This is a genomic window from Actinosynnema sp. CS-041913, from assembly GCF_050942485.1.
In the GTDB taxonomy this organism is placed as follows: Bacteria; Actinomycetota; Actinomycetes; order Mycobacteriales; family Pseudonocardiaceae; genus Actinosynnema.
Genome location: NZ_CP192037.1, coordinates 53,559 through 69,645, shown reverse-complemented (window position 1 = coordinate 69,645; position 16,087 = coordinate 53,559). Strand labels below are relative to the sequence as shown.

The window sequence follows — 16,087 nt, the reverse complement described above, 5'->3', positions numbered from 1 at the left end:
GATGGGCGTGGCCCGTCCGGGTGGCTTCCGACTCGCCGCCGGTCAGGTGGTCTCTAATTCGACCAGGCGGGACTCCAGCGCGGCCAGCCGGCGGTTCGCCTTGACCAGGCGGTCCTCCGCCTCCCGCAGCGCGACCCGCAGGTCCTCGATGTGGGTCGCGTCCTTCGCACGGGCCTCCTGGGCCTCGTGCACGGCGTTCTCCAGCCGGCGGATGTACCCGATCTCCCCCACGCGGGCCGCGCGCTGGTCGACGAACTCGGCCCGCACGTACTTGTCGAACACGTTCGCGGGTGACGACAGCACGGTCAGCGCCTCGGTGTCGTCCGCCGCCGCGTAGAACCGGTTGAGCCCGTCGAACAACGCGCACCGGTAGCCGGCCGCCAGCATCAGCGGCTCCCAGCCCTCGTGGTTGGGGGTCGGGGAGCCCGGTTCGGTGGCCTCGACCACGACCACGCGCGGCCGGTGGCGGCTCCAGTCCGCGCCTTCGAGGACGACCTGCTCGGCGCCTTCGACGTCGATCTTCAGGAAGTCGACCGGTCCGGGGTGCTCGTCGAGGACGTCCGCGAGGGTCCGCAGCTCGACCTCGACCTCCTCCACCGCCAGCTCAGACCGGTAGGCCGCGGCGAGTGAGGAGTCGAGCGTGGACCACCCGGACCGGTCGGCGACCAGGTGCAGCGTGGCGACGCCGGTGGCGGCGCCGAGCGCGACGGCCAGGGTCACGTCGCCGGGCCTGGCCGCGCGCAGCCGTTCGGCCTGAGCCGGGATCGGCTCGATGTTGATCCCGCGCCAGCCCAGGTCGTAGAAGTGCTTGGTCACCGAGTCCTCGACGGCGTCGGCCGCGCCGACGTCGACGTACCGACCGGTGGTCCGCCCGTGGAACAGGCGGGCCAGCACGACGTCCTCCCCGTTCTGCGCGTACGAGATCACGACAGACCGGCCTTGCGCGCCTCCACCTCAAGGTCGTTGTCGACCATCATCGCGACGAGGCCGGCGAAGTCGACCTCCGGCTTCCAGCCCAGCTCGTCGTGCGCCTTGGACGCGTCGCCGACCAGCAGGTCGACCTCGGCCGGGCGGAAGAAGCGCGGGTCCTGGGTGACGTGCTTCTCCCAGTCTTCGATGCCCGCGTGGGTGAACGCGGCGGCCACGAAGTCGCGCACCTTGTGCGTCTGGCCGGTCGCGATGACGTAGTCGTCCGGCTGGTCCTGCTGGAGCATCTGCCACATGGCCTGCACGTAGTCGCCGGCGAAGCCCCAGTCGCGGCGGGGCTCCAGGTCGCCGAGCACCAGGCTGTCCTGGAGGCCGAGCTTGATCCGCGCCACCGCGTTGGTGATCTTGCGGGTGACGAACTCCAGGCCGCGCCGGGGCGACTCGTGGTTGAACAGGATGCCGGAGCAGGCGTAGAGGCCGTAGCTGTCGCGGTAGTTGACCGTGATGTCGTGGCCGAAGACCTTCGCCACGCCGTACGGCGAGCGCGGGTAGAACGGGGTCGTCTCGCGCTGCGGCGTCTCCCGGACCTTGCCGAACATCTCGGAGCTGGACGCCTGGTAGAACCGGATGGGGTTGTTGGTGCTGCCGCCCGCCATGCGGATGGCCTCCAGCATCCGGAGCACGCCCAGGCCGGTGACGTTCGCGGTCAGCTCGGCCTGCTTGAAGCTGAGCGCCACGAACGAGATGGCCGCGAGGTTGTACACCTCGTCCGGCTGCGTCTGCTCGACGGCCGCGATCAGGCTGGTCAGGTCCTGGAGGTCCGCGGACACGATCTCCACGAACGGCAGCTCCTGCTGCACCAACTCGGCCCGAGGGTTGTTCTGGCCCTTGACCAGGCCGAAGACCTCGTACCCTTTGCTGTTCAGGAGTTCGGCCAGATACCGGCCGTCCTGTCCGGTGATACCGGTGATCAATGCACGCGCCACGGCGCCAGGATAGCGGCGGCCCCGGCGCGTCCCTCACCCGATCCGGCAAGTCTGCCGAGGCAGGGGTTGGTGGTGGCGTCGGCAGGCAACCCAGCCGCCATGCGCGACGTCTGTTGTGATGAGTGGAAACCCCTACCGACCCGGAGACCAACATGTGGCTGGCTGTGAGCCTGGTCACTTTGGGAGCGCTCGCATTTTCCGTGCGCACCGTTCGGGTGTTGCGGTCCGTATCGAAAACCGAACGGGATCGTCCTCCCATTGAGACATCACCGTCGACCTAGGCCCTATGGAGGATTGTGCGCTTGCCGTACGATCTTTTCCAGGTCACCAGACCTGTACCTGCTAGGGGACCTCACAACAGAGGTAGGTGCGTCATGGATCTCGCACTGAGCAAGGTCATCGAGCTGCGCGAGAGCGGTTTCCAGTTCCTCCACCTCCGGGACGAGGAGGGGCAGCTCGATCGCATCATGGCCTTCAAGCAGCGCAGAGGCTTCATCGACTCGATCCTGTTCTGGTCGGAGACAGAGGCCCGCGCAGGCCGTCTACCTGCGGTGCGAGACAGCACCCGGGCCGCCCAGGCGGTCTGGATCTACGAGGGCCCGCTCGTCGAGGCGGTCGACCGACTGCTCGATCTGCCGGAGCCGGGTGCCCGCAACGCGCCTACGCTGATGAAGCGGACGGCCTCCGATCTGGCCGTCGTGACGACGCTCCCGTTCAAGCTGAAGCTGCCTCCCGGCGCTATCGCCTGACCTTCCCGGACCATCCCGAGCCCCGCGTGAACAACGCGGGGCTTGTCGTTGTGGTTACTCAGAGTAATTAGCTCCACGATATGCTCGCGGTGCGTGACGGGAATATGCACCCTTGTCCGGGCGCTCGAAAAAAATGCCGACCAATACGACCAATACCGTGGGTTACGAAGGCTATAACAATTCCTCATACGATCGGGTTATGGCCTGCGAGGACTCACCAAACCGGATTCGTACGCGAGCACCACGAGTTGAGCGCGGTCGCGCGCGCCCAGTTTCGTCATCACGCGGCTCACGTGAGTGCGGGAAGTGGCCGGGCTGATGACGAGGTGCCCGGCGATCTCGTCGTTGGAGAGGCCGCCCGCGACCAGCGCCAGGATCTCCCGCTCCCGCGCGGTCAGCTCGCGCAGCGCCTTCGGGTCGGGCCGGCGGTGCTCGGGGCGGGCCGCGAACTCCTCGATCAGCCGCCGCGTCACGCTCGGCGCGAGCAGGGCGTCCCCCCGGGCCACGACGCGCAGGGCGTGCAGCAGCTCCACCGGGTCGGTGTCCTTGAGCAGGAAGCCCGACGCGCCCGCGCGCAACGCCTCGAACACGTACTCGTCCACGTTGAACGTCGTCAGCACGAGGACCTTCACGTCCGGCAGCTCGGCGCAGATCCGCCGGGTGCCGGCCAGCCCGTCGGTGCCCGGCATCCGGATGTCCATCACGACGACGTCCGGCCGGTGCTCACGGGCCAGGAGGAGCGCCTCCGAACCGTCGCCCGCCTCGCCGACCACCTCGAACCCGTCCTCGGTGTCCAGCAGCAGCCGGAAACCCGCCCGCACCAGCACCTGGTCGTCGGCCAGCACCACCCTGATCACGCGCCACCTCCCACGGCAGAACCGCCTTGACCTCGAACCCGCCCCCGTCGCGCGGCCCCGCCCGCAGCTCGCCGCCGAGCGCTTCCACCCGTTCCCGCATCCCGCGCAGGCCGGTGCCCGCGCCCTGGGGGGCGGAGGTGCCCGCCCCGTCGTCCTGGACGGTCAGCTCCAGGGCGGTCTCGGTGCGGACGAAGGTGATCGTGACGGCCGTGGCGTCCTCGGCGTAGCGCAGGGCGTTGGTCAGCGACTCCTGGATCACCCGGTAGGCCGCCGCGTCGACCGGCGCCGGCACCTCGCCCGGGTCGCCCACCACGCGCGCCTTCGGCACCGGGCCGACCAGCTCGTCCAGCCTGCTCAGCGAGGGGACCGGCGTGGTCCCCTCGCCCGTGCGCAGGACGCCCAGGGTCGCCCGCAGGTCGTCCAGCGCGTGCCCGGAGGCCTCTTTGATGGCCTTGAGCGCCTTCACGGCTTCCTCGGGCCGCCGGTCCGCGACGTGCGCGGCGACCCCGGCCTGGACGTTGATCATCGCGAGGCTGTGAGCGACGACATCGTGCACCTCACGGGCGATCCGCAGCCGTTCCTCTTCCACTTGCCGATCCCGCCGCTCGGCGACGCGCACCCGCCGCAGGGACACCACCGCGATCGCCGGGGCGGCGATCAGCGGCCCCCAATGCCCGGTCACGTAGTAGAGCCACGTGGACATCCCGGTGACCGCGATGACCGCGATCGGGTAGCGGCGACGCCAGTACAGCGGCGCGAACGTCGCCGCGAACCACACCCACGCCAGCCAGGCCACGCCGTCGACCGTACGGGAGCACGACCAGCCGGGACATCGGCCGCCGGGCGCGCCTTCCGGCTACGTCAGCGGTCGTATGCCGGTCGTATGCCGGCGGGGTTGCGGTCGCACGCCGGCGGGGTTGCGGGCGTCGCACGCCACCGCACCGGGTGAAGAAGTCCACTCGGACGTAGTAGCGAGCTTGATCCGACACCCCCGAGTACGAAATTTTCCGCCCCATGGACTTCAGGAAGACCGTCGCGGGGGCTGCCGTCGCCCTCGGCAGCGCCGCCGTCATGCTCGGCCTGGGCGGGACCGCGAGCGCCACCGGGCTGGACTTGCAGGCCACGCCGGATCTGGACACCGACCTGGGCAAGGTCGGCGGTGTGCGGGACGTCGCCTACGTCGACACGAACGACCTGGCCGGCACCGTCCGGCTCCCGGACTTCCAGGCGGTCGTCGAACCCGCGTGACAGCGGTGGTCCGGCGCGGACAACCGACCGCCGCGCCCCACGAAGCCGGAACGGTCCCGGCCCCCTCCCCCTCGGGCCGGGGCCGTTCCAACCCACATCTCCCCGCCCCCACCGCATGACGGGCCGGCGTCCAGCCCGCCGCTGCACGCCGCTTGACCACTGCACGTTGACCGCTGCACGCCGCTTGACCACTGCACACCGCTTGGCAGGGCACACCCGCTTGACGAGCCGACGGCACCACCGCTCTACGTCAGCGGCCGAGTCAGCGGCCGACCGCGTAGCCCTGGTTCCCGCGCGGGTTCGCCGCGCCGCGCAGCAGGCCGTCCCACGCGTCCCGCGCCACGGCCGACATCCGGCCCAGCGTCCACGGCCCGGAGTCCAGCACGATGTGCCCCCGGTCGCGCAGTGACGCCATCGAAGCCTCACCCAGGCGCGACTCCACGACCAGCTCGCCGGGTGTCCAGCCACGCGGGTAGAACGAGCTGGGGAACGCGTTGGAGTGCCACATCGGCGAGTCGATGGCCTCCTGCAGGTTCAGGCCGCCGACGGTGTGCGCGAGCCAGAACCCGAGCTGCCACTGGTCCTGCTGGTCGCCGCCGGGGGTGCCGAAGGCGAGTGTGGGCAGGCCGTCCCGCAGCGCCAGGGACGGCGACAGCGTGATCCGGGGCCGCTTGCCCGGGGCCAGCGAGTTGGGCAGGCCCTCCTCCAGCCAGAACATCTGCGCCCGGCTGCCCAGGCAGAACCCGAGCGACGGGATGGTCGGCGACGACTGCAGCCAGCCGCCCGACGGGGTCGCCGACACCAGGTTGCCCCAGCGGTCCACCACGTCGACGTGCACCGTGTCGCCCCTGACCGCGCCCGTGCGCGACACCGTGGGCTCGCCGATCGCGCCTCCTTGCCCCCCGCCGCCGCCACCTTCTCTACCGGCAACGAAACCGCCGCCCAATACGTGCCCGGGAAGCGTCGCATTCAGCCCATCAGGTGATCCAGGTCGCAGCTCCAAGGACGCCGTCTCACCCACCAAAGCACGCCTGACCTGCGCATACTCCCGCGACAGCAAGGTCTTCAACGGCACCGAGCCGCTGTCGCCGTACCAAGCTTCCCGGTCCGCGAACGCCAGCTTCGCGCACTCCACCGCCAGGTGCACGGTCTCGGCGGTCGGCACCCCGTCCACATAGGACAGCCGGTCCGCGAACCCCTCCAGCAGCAGCAACTGCTGCAACAGCACCGGCCCCTGCGACCAGGCCCCGACCTTGGCCACCGTCCAGTCGCCGAAGTCGACGGTCACCGCGTCCTCGTAGGACGCCTGCCACCCGGCCAGGTCCTCACCGGTCAGCAGTCCCGCGTGGGCGCGGCCCGAGTCGTCCCGGTACGGGGTCCGGCAGAACTCCTCGACCTGCGCCGCCACGAAGCCCTGCGACCACGCCCGCCGCGCGGCCTCGATCTGCGCCTCGCGGCCCGACCCGGCGGCTTCGCCGGCCGCCAGCAGCCACTCCCACGTGTCGGCGAGCTTGGGGTTGCGGAACCGCTCGCCCGGCCGGGGCGGCTGACCGCCCGGCAGCCACAGCGCCGCCGACGACGTCCAGTGCTCGCGGAACAGGTCGGCGACCGCCTCGATGGCCGCGGACGCCCGTGCCAGCAGCGGGAAGCCGTCGCGCGCGTACCCGATGGCGTAGCCGAGCACGTCCCGCAGCGACTTGGTCCCGTAGTCGCGCAGCAGGGTCAGCCAGCCGTCCCACGCGCCGGGCACGGTCGCCGCCAGCAGTCCGCTGCCGGGCACCAGGTCCAGGCCGAGGTCGCGGAAGTGTCCGATGGTCGCCGCGGCGGGCGCGACGCCTTGCCCGCACAGCACGCGCGGCGTGGTTTCGCCGGCTGCCGCGAACACCGCCGGCACCTCGCCGCCCGGTCCGTTCAGGTGTGGTTCGACCACTTGCAGCACGAAGCCGACCGCGGCGGCGGCGTCGAACGCGTTGCCGCCGTCCTCCAGCACCGCCATGCCCGCGCTGGAGGCGAGCCAGTGCGTGGACGCGACCATGCCGTGGGTGCCGACGAGTTCCGGGCGGGTAGTGAACACGCCGACAACCTACGTGGACAACAAGCCTTTGGTTAACCCGGCTAACTAAATTGTGTCCTGTTGGCGGGGCCGGCTCGGCCGACCGGCTCAACCCGCGGCGGCGGGTTGCCTGCGTCCCAGCCCGTGGCGCACCAGACCGGCCCGGTGCAGGGCGTCCGCGTCGAGGTGGTTGCGCGTGTCGAGCACCATCACGCCGTTCATCAGGGCCGCCACCCGGGCCCAGTCCAGGGTCCGGAACCCGGGCCACTCGGTGAGCAGCACCACCGCGTCGGCGTCCCGCACCGCCGTGTACGGGTCGTCCACCACGGTCATGCCGACCAGCGGCTGCCGGATCTCCGGGTCGTGGGCGACCAGCTCCGCCCCCTCGAACGCCAGCAGTTCGGCCACGGCCAGCGCGGGCGAGTCGCGCAGGTCGTTCGTCCCGGCCTTGAACGCCAGGCCGAGGATGCCGATCCGCGCGCCCGCGAGCGCCCCGCCGACCGCGTCCCGCACCTTGTCCACGACCCGCTGCTGCTGCCGCCGGTTGGTCTCGATGGTCGACCGGACCAGTGTGAAGTCGACGCCGACCGACTCCGCGATCCGCACCATGGCCTGCGTGTCCTTGGGCAGGCACGACCCTCCCCAGCCCGGTCCCGGCTGGAGGAACGACTGGCCGATCCGCCGGTCGTAGCCCATGCCGCCGGTCACCGACGACACGTCCGCGCCCACCAGTTCGCACAGCTCGGCGATGGCGTTGACGTAGGACAGCTTCATCGCGAGGAAGCAGTTGGCCGCGTACTTGACCATCTCGGCGCTGGCCGCGTCCATCAGCACGGTCGGCGCGCCCAGCTTCGCGAACAGCGCCGCGACCCGTTCGGCGGCCTGCGGCGAGTCGGAGCCGACCACGATCCGGTCCGGGTGCAGGAAGTCGCGCACCGCGCTGCCCTCGCGCAGGAACTCGGGGTTGGACACCACGGCGACGTCCTCGCGCCCGAGCAGGTCCGCCACCCGGGTCGAGGTGCCCACCGGCACGGTCGACTTGCACACCACGACCGTCCCGTACGGGAGGACTTCGCGCAGGTCACGGGCCACGGACTCGACCGCGGACAGGTCGGCCGCCCCGCCCGCGCCCATCGGCGTCGGCAGGCACAGGAACACGACTTCCGCGTCCGCCACCGCCGCCCGCGCGCCGTCCACGAACGCCAGCCGCCCGGCCGCCTGGCCCTCGTCGACCAGTTCGGTCAGGCCGGGTTCGAGGATGTCGACCTGCCCGGCGCGCAGCCGGGCGATCTTGAGCGCGTCCACGTCGGCGCACACGACCCGGTGACCGAGGGACGCCAGGCAGGCTCCCGTCGTCAGGCCCACGTAACCCGTTCCCACGACCGCGATCCGTCGGACGAACATATTCCAGACGGTCGCAGCCGAAGTTGGCCGTGGGTCAAACACGAGTTGTATGCGGAGAGTGAGGTAGGTAGTCCCCCGGGTGTAGGCCGAACCCCCCTGGCGGCGGACGCGGAACCAGCCTGCGCAAGGGCAGGGTGCAGGTATGGAACTCGTGCTGATCACGCTGCTGTTCGCGGGGCTGGCGCTGCTCGCCGCCGTGCCGTTGGTCGCACTGCTGCACTTCTCCGACCACAAGTAGCTGAACGGCGGTTAACCTCCACCTCCGGCAGAGTCGCCGGTCGATGGAGGGTGCAGCATGAAGATCGAGGGAACCGCGGCGATCGTCACCGGTGGCGCGTCCGGCCTGGGCAACGCGACCGCGCGGGCGCTGGCCGCCGCGGGCGCGGCGGTGTTCGCGCTGGACATCAAGGTGGACGACGCGGAACCCGTGGCCGGTGTGACCTACCTGGCCGCCGACGTGACGTCGGAAGAGGACGTGCAGGCCGCCGTCGACACCGCCGCCGGCTCCGGCCGCCCGCTGCGCGTCGTGGTGAACTGCGCGGGCATCGGCCCGTCCACCCGGACCGTCGGCAAGACCGGCCCGCACCCGCTCGACCTCTACCGCAAGGTCGTCGAAGTCAACCTGGTGGGCACCTTCAACGTCCTGCGGCTGGCGGCGGCGGCCATGGGCAAGACCGAGCCGCTGGAGCACGGGCAGCGCGGCATCGTGATCAACACGGCGTCGATCGCGGCGTACGACGGGCAGATCGGGCAGGTCGCCTACGCGTCGTCCAAGGCGGCGGTCGTGGGGATGACGCTGCCGGCCGCGCGCGACCTGTCGTCGGTGGGCGTGCGGGTGATGACCATCGCGCCGGGCATCGTGGACACGCCGATGCTGGCGACCGTGTCCGAGGAGTTCCGGGCCGGGCTGGCGGCGGGCGTGCCGTTCCCGAAGCGGCTGGCGCTGCCCGAGGAGTACGCGCGGCTGGCCGTGGCCATCGTCGAGCACGATTACCTGAACGGCGAGGTGATCCGCATGGACGGCGCGCTGCGGATGGCCCCTCGCTGAGCTGACCGGACGGCTAGAGGTCGCCGGCGAACGGCAGGCCGGCCATGGCGTCCGAGGTCATCCACTCGCGCAGCGCGTGGGTGGCCCGGACGTCGTCCTCGTTGTACTCCAGCAGCCGCCGCCGCTGCGCCGGGTCGGGCGGCGCGCTGTCCATGCCCACCGCGTCGCGGTACCAGCGCATCGAGTTCTCGCCGCCCGCCTCCGGGTCGCGCCACGCGAACCCGGCCACCGGGGCGATCGTCTTCAGCCCCTTGCCGTGGGCGCACAGGAACTGGTCCTGCACGATCCCGAACAGGTCCACCCACGAGTCGGACGAGATGAACTCCCGCACCTGCGTCACGGTCGGGATGCCCGGCTGCCCCCGGAACCGCTCCGCCGACCCGAGCAGCCACCGGTTCTCCGCCAGCTCGTTGTAGCAGTACGCCCGGAACGTCAGGCCGCGCGCCCGCGCCCGCAGCCGGATCCCGCTCAGCCAGCCCCAGAACTCGGCGAACGACCGCGCCTCGTCGTCGCACGGCAGCGGATCCCAGGTCGCGAACGCCCGGTAGCCGGGCTCCTCGCCGACGTCCGCCCCGGACAGCCAGCAGCCCCACATGTACGCGCCGAGGTCGCCGAAGCTCTCCATGTCGACGTCGACCTCGACGTCGGCCCGCGGCACGTCCATGTACGGCACCCGCCGCACGACCGACAGGTCCCGCAGCCACGCCCGCGCCAAGATCACCGCATCGGAGTACAGCATTCCCACCAACGGGGTGACCTGCTCCCCGACCGGGTCCAGTGCCGCCAGGTCGTCCACGGTGGACACGCCGACCTTGCGCAGCGCCGCCGCGTCCTCGCCGCGCACCACCAGGCTGACGTCCCGCGACGACTTCAGGTTCACCTCGCACACCGGCCACCACGGGCAGCTACGGCACTCGACGATCCGGGACGGCCGGGCCAGCGGCTCCGCGCCGGTCGCCGCCGCGGACGCCACCGCCAGCCGGTCGGCGAACCGCGAGTCGTACTCGGCCAGCGCCGTCCGCCCGCCGGGCCAGGTGGGCGCTTCCAGGTCGTGCCACACCACCACGTCGCCGTCCATGCCGACGACACCGCCGTACGCCCGGCCCGCGGCGGCGAACCCGGCCGCCTGCAACTGGCGCTGGGCGTGGGCCAGCCGCAACTGGTCGCGCGGCTGCGGGCGCACCTTGCGCAGCGGGTCCACCCGCGCGCCGCCGGGCAGCGGGTGGGACAGCGGCGACGTCCGCGCCCCGGCGCCCGGATCGCTGACCTTGTGCCGCACCACCAGCACCGGCACGTACCCGGTGTCGCTCTTGACCAGCAGGTCGATCCCGCCGCGCCGCCCGCCGCGCAGGTCCCGGGGCAGCGCCGCGCCCGAGATGTAGCGCACGCCCGCCCGCATCGCCTCGGCGGTGACGCGTTCCCGGTCGGCGCTCGGCACGTCCGGCGGGATCTCCATCAGCTCGGACCCGACGAACCGCCCCAGCGTCTCCGCCACCGCGCGCCGGTGTTCCGTCGCGTCGGCTTTGCGCAGCCGGCCGGTCGGGTCCGGCGCGGCCTTGGGCGCGTCTCGCATGGCTGGATCGTGTTCGAGGTGCACCCGCCGCCGGCAACGAGTGACCACGCCGGCGTCCAGCAGCACCTGGGAAGTCACGGCTGAAGGGTATGCCGCCGAAGTGACGCTTGTACGAGCAACCTCATGGACCGGAATCGATCTTTTGTGCACCGGCCCCGCCCGACCTCTAGGGTTCGGTCAGGAGGTGCGGCGATGGCACGCGTACGGAGCAAGGGCTTCACGCCGGGCAGGGCGAAGAACCTGGTCGGGGTGGCCAAGGTCGTCGCGCCCGCGCTGATCCCCGTGGTCGCGCCGCTGGCGGCCCGCGCGGCGGCGCTGCTGGGCGACCGCTACGACCACTACCGGGCGCGCCGGCTCGGCGTCCCGGTGGGCGAGCTGACGCGGTACTCGGGCCGGGGCGCGAGGCTGCACGCCCGCATCGCCGGGTTCGCGCAGGCCCTGGAGGAGCTGCGCGCCGAGGACCGCCCGTACGTGGAGTCCACCGAGTCCCGCCTGGCGCAGCTCCTGGCGGCGGTGCGGGCTTCCGAGCGGATGCCGACGTCCCGCCGCCGGGCCGCCCACCGCGCCGTCAGCACGGATCTGGACGCCTTGGAAGCCGACCTTCTGAGGCGGCTGGGCGTGTAGATCACGGCCTACCGACGCGACCGGGTGGCTTCCGGGGACGGCGTCGGCTCGGCGGCCGGCTGGTCGAAGAGCGGGTCGCCGCGCAGGTCGCGGACCAGGGACACGCAGAGGCCGACCATCACCACCGCGAACGGCAGGGCGACGATGATCGTCAGGTTCTGCAACCCGGTCAGCGCGTTCGAGCCGCCCACCAGCAGCATCACCGCCGCGACCGCCCCGGTCAGCACGCCCCAGAACACGACGACGCCCTTCGCCGGCCGGATGGACCCGCGCTGCGACAGCGTGCCCATCACCACCGACGCGGCGTCCGCGCCGGACACGAAGAAGATCGACACCAGCAGGATCACCACCACGCCGGCGACGCCCGCGAGCGGCAGCCGGCCGAGCATCGCGAAGAGCTGGCTCTCCGGCGAGGACGCGCCCGCGAGGTCCGCTCCGCCGCGTTGCAGGAAGATCGCCGTGCCGCCGAACACGCAGAACCACACCAGGCTCACCGCGCTGGGCACGCCGATCACGCCCGCCACGAACTGCCGGATCGTGCGACCGCGGCTGATCCGGGCGATGAACACGCCGACGAACGGCGTCCACGAGATCCACCACGCCCAGTAGAAGATCGTCCACCCGGACAGCCACGCCTCGGTCGCGTCACCGCCGGACGCCGCCGTCCGCCCCGCCATGGCCGCCAGGTCGCGGAAGTAGTCGCCGATCGCGGCGGGCACGAGGTTCAGCACGAACACCGTCGGCCCGACCACGAACACGAACGCCGCCAGCGCCACGGCCAGCACCATGTTCGTGTTCGACAGCCACTGGATGCCCTTGGCCACGCCGGACACGGCGGACGCCACGAACACCACCGTCAGCACCGCGATGATGCCCACCACCACGGCGTTGCCGACGCTCCAGCCCGCGACCGCGAGGCCGCTGCCGATCTGCAGCGCGCCCAGCCCGAGCGACGCGGCCGAGCCGAACAGGGTCGCGAAGATCGCCAGCACGTCGATCGCCCGCCCGGCCGGGCCGGCGGCGTGGCGGCCGAGCAGCGGGCCGAACGCGGCGCTGACCAACTGGCTGCGACCGCGCCGGAAGCTGCCGTACGCGATGGCGAGGCCGACGACGGCGTAGATCGCCCAGGGGTGCACGGTCCAGTGGAACAGCGTGGTGGCCATCGCGGTCTGGAGCGCCTCGTCGGTGCCGCCCGCCACGGTGCCCGGCGGTGGTTTCACGAAGTGGGACAGCGGCTCGTTGACGCCGTAGAACATCAGTCCGATGCCCATGCCCGCGCTGAACATCATCGCGACCCACGACACCGTCCTGAACTCGGGCCGCTCGCCCTCCCGGCCGAGCGGGAGCCGGCCGTAGCGGCTCACCGCGAGCCACAGCGCGAACAGCACGAAACCGGACGCGACCAGCACGAACGCCCAACCCAGGTGGCCGGTGATCCAGGTCAGCGCCTTCTTCGAGGCGGCGGCGAGGGTGCCCGTGCCGAACACGCCCCACGCCACGAAGGCGAGCGTGACGCCGGCCGCGACACCGAAGACCACCGGGTCCGTGCGGGCGGGGCGGTCGGCTGCCGGCTCGCCGGGCACGGGCTGTTCGACGGGCTGCTCCGGGGTCTTCACGCCCTAGCCCGTACCCCCGTTCGGTCTAACGCAAACCTTGCGTCAACGGTAGCGGCTCACACCTTCGAGCGGAGTTCTCCTACGCTCAGTGCATGACCAGAAGTCCGGCCTCGTCCCGCCTCGCGCGGGCAGCTCTACTGGCCGTGACTTCTGCCGCACTGAGCGTCGCCGCGCACGGGGCGGGCGGTGGCGACGTGACCGAGTTCGCGCCCGCGCTGCCGCTCACCGTGCTGGTCGCGTTCGCGGGCACGGCGCTCGCCGAACGGGGCCGCCGCCCGTGGACGATCCTCGCGACGCTCGGCGTGGCGCAGGTCGGGCAGCACGCGCTGCTCAACCTGGGGCACCACGTGGCGGACGGGCCGGGGCTGGGCTTCAGCCCGGTGGCCATGACCGCCGCGCACGTCGTGGCGGCGCTGCTCACCGGCCTGCTGCTGGCCCGTGCCGACAGCGCGCTGGCGACGCTGGCGACCGCCGTGTCCCGCCTGGTGCCGGTCCGGTGCGCGTTCGTCCCCACCGCGCACCGGACGAGCCTGCCGCCGACGCCGACGGGACCGGACACGTTCACCGCCGTGCTGCTGCGGCGCGTGAACGGGCGCCGGGGCCCACCCGTACTCCTGATCACCCGAGTCAGCCAACACACCCTCTGGTAATCAGGAGCGACAACTTCATGTCGACAAATCGTTTTGGCGTGCGCACGCTCGCCAAGGGCGGCGCCGTGCTCGCGACCGCCGCGTTCCTCGCGCTCGGCACGGCAGGCCTGGCGTCCGCGCACGTCACCGCGTCCACCCCGAAGGACGCCGTGCAGGGCAGCTACACCAAGGTCACCCTGCGGGTGCCCAACGAGCGGCCCAACAACGGCACCGTGAAGCTCGAACTGACCCTGCCCGCCGAGTACCCGCTGGCGTCGGTCGGCACCAAGCCGACGCCGGGCTGGAAGGTCGAGACGGTCAAGGCCAAGCTCGACACGCCGGTGAAGAACCACGGCCGCGAGATCACCGAGGCCGTCCGGACGGTCACGTGGACGGCCGACCCCGGCGTCCGCATCGAGCCGAACCAGTTCAACGAGTTCGACCTGTCCATCGGCCCGCTGCCGGAGAACACGGACAAGCTGATCCTGCCGACCAAGCAGACCTACGACAACGGCGAGGTCGTGGACTGGAACGCCCCGCCGCCCGCCGAGGGCGCGGAGGAGCCGGAGCGCCCCGCGCCGGTGGTGAACCTGGTCGCCAAGAAGGGCGGCGACGGGCACGGCCAGGCGACGAACGCGGCGGCCAAGGACGAAGACGGGCACGCCACGTCGACCACGACCGACAACACCGCCCGCTGGCTCGGCGGCGCGGGGCTGGCCGTGGGCGCGCTGGGCCTGGGCTTCGGCGCGGGCGCCGTGCTGCGGTCGCGGCGGGCAGCGGGTAAGCCGTCAGCATGAGGCGCGCACTCTCGTTGCTGCTGGCCTGCCTGGTGGCGGGCGGCGTGGCCCTGGTCACGGCCGGTCCGGCGCTCGCGCACAACGTGCTGATCAGCAGCGACCCGAAAGACGGCCAGGCGTTGGAAACGGGCCCGGCGGAGATCACGCTGACGTTCGACCAGCCCGTCACGGCGGGCGACAAGTTCAACACGATCACCGTGAAAGGCCCGGAGGACACCAACTGGCAGGCCGACGGCGAACCGACGGTGCGGAACAACTCGGTGACCTTCAAGCTCCGGCCGCTGGGCCCGGCCGCCGAGTACAACGTCGGCTACCGCATCCTGTCGGCGGACGGCCACCCGGTGACCGGCTCGCTGAAGTTCAGCACGACGAAGGCGGGGAACGGCACCCCGGCCCCGGCTGTGTCCACCACTGAGGCGTCGGCGTCCGACGACGGCGGCAGCGGCGGCGGTGTGCCGATCTGGGTCTGGATCGCGGGGGCCGTGATCCTCCTCGGCGGAGGCGTGTACTTCGCGCTCCGCGGCGGTGCCAAGGAGGACGCCGGACGATGACCGTGCACCGGACCACCACCCCCACGACCAGGTACTGGGTGATAGGCGGACTGCTCGCAGGCGGAGCGGTCGGCGTGTTCCTCGGCCTGGGCCTGTCGACCACGCCGGAAACGGTGGGCGTGGCCGAGCCGGGGGCGGTGGTCCGGTTCGCGCATCCCCTGATCAGAACCCTGCTGGACCTTTCCGCGACCGCGGTGGTCGGGTTGAGTTTGCTGCCGAAGCTGTTGGGATTCAGCCGGCCCAACCTGACCGAGCCGGTCATGCGCGTCGCGCGTCCGGGTGCGGTTGTCGCGGCGGCGGTGTGGGTTCTCACCGCTTTGCTGTCGATCGTGATCCGGGCTTACGAAACCCGTCCCGATATCACCGTCACGATCGATACGGTGGTCGACTACGTGCAGCGGGTGGGCGCGGGTCAGGGGTTGCTGTTCAGCGCGGTGTGCGCCTTGATCTATTTGTGGATCGGCCTTCTGGCGGTGCGCAAGGGCGAATCCGTGCCCGCCGAATTGCGCATTTTGATCAGCATGTTCGGTTTGCTCCCGCTGCCGGTGACCGGTCACGCGTCGAACTGGAAGTACCACGACTACTCCATGATTTCGATGGAGTTGCATGTTCTTGGTGCGGCGGCGTGGACCGGTGGGTTGGGCGCTTTGATCGTGCTGGTGGCGCATCGCCGGGGGCTGCTCGCGGAGGCGTTGCCGAAGTTCTCGAAGCTGGCAACTATTAGTTTGATCCTGGTGTCGGTGACCGGGTTGTTCAACGGGCTGCTGGAACTGGCGCTGAACCCGGTGGTCGGTTTGCCTGGGTCGCTTTTCACCACGTCCTACGGGCTTGTCCTAGTGGGCAAGATCGTCTGTGCCGCGCTATTGGCAGTGCTGGGAGCCAATATCCGCTGGCGAATGCTCCCGCACATCGCCCAGCACAAGACGACGGCGATCGTCGGGTGGGCGGCGGTCGAGCTGACCATCATGGGCATCGCCTTCGGCCTGGCGGTAGTCCTCTCCCGCGCCCCGGTCTCCTGACGCCTT

Annotated in this window: 16 protein-coding genes; 8 read left to right on the top strand and 8 right to left on the bottom strand. The window is 71.4% G+C overall.

Going from position 1 to position 16,087, the window contains the following annotated elements; all coding sequences use genetic code 11:
* Positions 1-42: 42 nt before the first annotated feature.
* Both ACQPZF_RS00315 and gmd read right to left on the bottom strand, forming a co-directional pair.
* Positions 43-927 carry an FkbM family methyltransferase gene (locus tag ACQPZF_RS00315; RefSeq protein WP_433267014.1) on the bottom strand — a complete coding sequence of 295 codons (885 nt, stop codon included), beginning with the start codon at positions 925-927 and terminating at the stop codon, positions 43-45.
* Positions 924-1,913, bottom strand: a complete 990-nt coding sequence (gene gmd, locus ACQPZF_RS00310) for a GDP-mannose 4,6-dehydratase (RefSeq protein ID WP_433267012.1) — start codon at positions 1,911-1,913, stop codon at positions 924-926. Before gmd ends, ACQPZF_RS00315 begins: the two co-directional genes overlap by 4 nt.
* A gap of 374 nt (positions 1,914-2,287) precedes the next feature.
* On the opposite strand from gmd, the gene ACQPZF_RS00305 reads away from it, so the two are divergent.
* On the top strand, positions 2,288-2,662 hold the full coding sequence (locus ACQPZF_RS00305; RefSeq protein WP_433267010.1) for a hypothetical protein: 375 nt from the start codon (positions 2,288-2,290) through the stop codon (positions 2,660-2,662).
* Positions 2,663-2,859: 197 nt separating this feature from the next.
* On the opposite strand, the gene ACQPZF_RS00300 is transcribed toward ACQPZF_RS00305, so the two are convergent.
* Together ACQPZF_RS00300 and ACQPZF_RS00295 are read right to left on the bottom strand one after the other, a co-directional pair.
* Entirely contained in the window at positions 2,860-3,504 is a 645-nt protein-coding gene (locus ACQPZF_RS00300; RefSeq protein ID WP_433274976.1) for a response regulator, read from the bottom strand.
* The gene (locus ACQPZF_RS00295; protein WP_433267008.1) at positions 3,386-4,315 is read right to left on the bottom strand and encodes a sensor histidine kinase; all 930 of its coding nucleotides are present in this window, start codon (positions 4,313-4,315) and stop codon (positions 3,386-3,388) included. The genes ACQPZF_RS00300 and ACQPZF_RS00295 overlap by 119 nt, the downstream gene beginning before the upstream one ends.
* Positions 4,316-4,533: 218 nt before the next feature.
* Here ACQPZF_RS00295 and ACQPZF_RS00290 point away from each other — a divergent pair, with 218 nt between their 5' ends.
* Positions 4,534-4,767: a hypothetical protein gene (locus tag ACQPZF_RS00290; protein WP_433267005.1), complete on the top strand. Its 234-nt coding sequence runs from the start codon at positions 4,534-4,536 to the stop codon at positions 4,765-4,767.
* A 262-nt stretch (positions 4,768-5,029) separates the two neighbouring features.
* Here ACQPZF_RS00290 and ACQPZF_RS00285 read toward each other — a convergent pair whose 3' ends face one another.
* On the bottom strand, positions 5,030-6,841 hold the full coding sequence (locus ACQPZF_RS00285) for a gamma-glutamyltransferase family protein (protein WP_433267003.1): 1,812 nt from the start codon (positions 6,839-6,841) through the stop codon (positions 5,030-5,032).
* Positions 6,842-6,928: 87 nt separating this feature from the next.
* Positions 6,929-8,224, bottom strand: a complete 1,296-nt coding sequence (locus ACQPZF_RS00280) for a UDP-glucose dehydrogenase family protein (RefSeq protein ID WP_433267001.1) — start codon at positions 8,222-8,224, stop codon at positions 6,929-6,931.
* A 295-nt stretch (positions 8,225-8,519) separates the two neighbouring features.
* On the opposite strand from ACQPZF_RS00280, the gene ACQPZF_RS00275 reads away from it, so the two are divergent.
* Complete coding sequence (locus ACQPZF_RS00275) at positions 8,520-9,272, top strand: SDR family NAD(P)-dependent oxidoreductase (protein WP_433266998.1); 753 nt, start codon at positions 8,520-8,522, stop codon at positions 9,270-9,272.
* Positions 9,273-9,285: 13 nt separating this feature from the next.
* Here the strand turns inward: ACQPZF_RS00275 and ACQPZF_RS00270 are convergent, their stop codons facing one another.
* Positions 9,286-10,923, bottom strand: coding sequence for a TM0106 family RecB-like putative nuclease (locus tag ACQPZF_RS00270; protein ID WP_433266996.1), 1,638 nt, complete (start codon positions 10,921-10,923; stop codon positions 9,286-9,288).
* A gap of 114 nt (positions 10,924-11,037) precedes the next feature.
* Between ACQPZF_RS00270 and ACQPZF_RS00265 the strand changes: the two genes are divergently transcribed.
* Positions 11,038-11,469 (top strand): DUF6474 family protein, encoded by a 432-nt coding sequence (locus ACQPZF_RS00265; protein ID WP_433266994.1) that lies wholly within the window; start codon positions 11,038-11,040, stop codon positions 11,467-11,469.
* Positions 11,470-11,477: 8 nt separating this feature from the next.
* On the opposite strand, the gene ACQPZF_RS00260 is transcribed toward ACQPZF_RS00265, so the two are convergent.
* Positions 11,478-13,085 carry a BCCT family transporter gene (locus ACQPZF_RS00260; RefSeq protein ID WP_433266992.1) on the bottom strand — a complete coding sequence of 536 codons (1,608 nt, stop codon included), beginning with the start codon at positions 13,083-13,085 and terminating at the stop codon, positions 11,478-11,480.
* Between the two features lie 92 nt (positions 13,086-13,177).
* Between ACQPZF_RS00260 and ACQPZF_RS00255 the strand changes: the two genes are divergently transcribed.
* From ACQPZF_RS00255 to ACQPZF_RS00240, 4 genes are read left to right on the top strand one after another with little or no spacing between them, the layout of a single operon-like run.
* Positions 13,178-13,735 carry a hypothetical protein gene (locus ACQPZF_RS00255; RefSeq protein WP_433266990.1) on the top strand — a complete coding sequence of 186 codons (558 nt, stop codon included), beginning with the start codon at positions 13,178-13,180 and terminating at the stop codon, positions 13,733-13,735.
* 17 nt (positions 13,736-13,752) lie between these two features.
* The gene (locus ACQPZF_RS00250; RefSeq protein ID WP_433266988.1) at positions 13,753-14,511 is read left to right on the top strand and encodes a YcnI family copper-binding membrane protein; all 759 of its coding nucleotides are present in this window, start codon (positions 13,753-13,755) and stop codon (positions 14,509-14,511) included.
* Positions 14,508-15,062, top strand: a complete 555-nt coding sequence (locus tag ACQPZF_RS00245) for a copper resistance CopC family protein (protein ID WP_433266986.1) — start codon at positions 14,508-14,510, stop codon at positions 15,060-15,062. Before ACQPZF_RS00250 ends, ACQPZF_RS00245 begins: the two co-directional genes overlap by 4 nt.
* On the top strand, positions 15,059-16,081 hold the full coding sequence (locus tag ACQPZF_RS00240; RefSeq protein ID WP_433266984.1) for a copper resistance D family protein: 1,023 nt from the start codon (positions 15,059-15,061) through the stop codon (positions 16,079-16,081). The genes ACQPZF_RS00245 and ACQPZF_RS00240 overlap by 4 nt, the downstream gene beginning before the upstream one ends.
* Positions 16,082-16,087 lie beyond the last annotated feature (6 nt).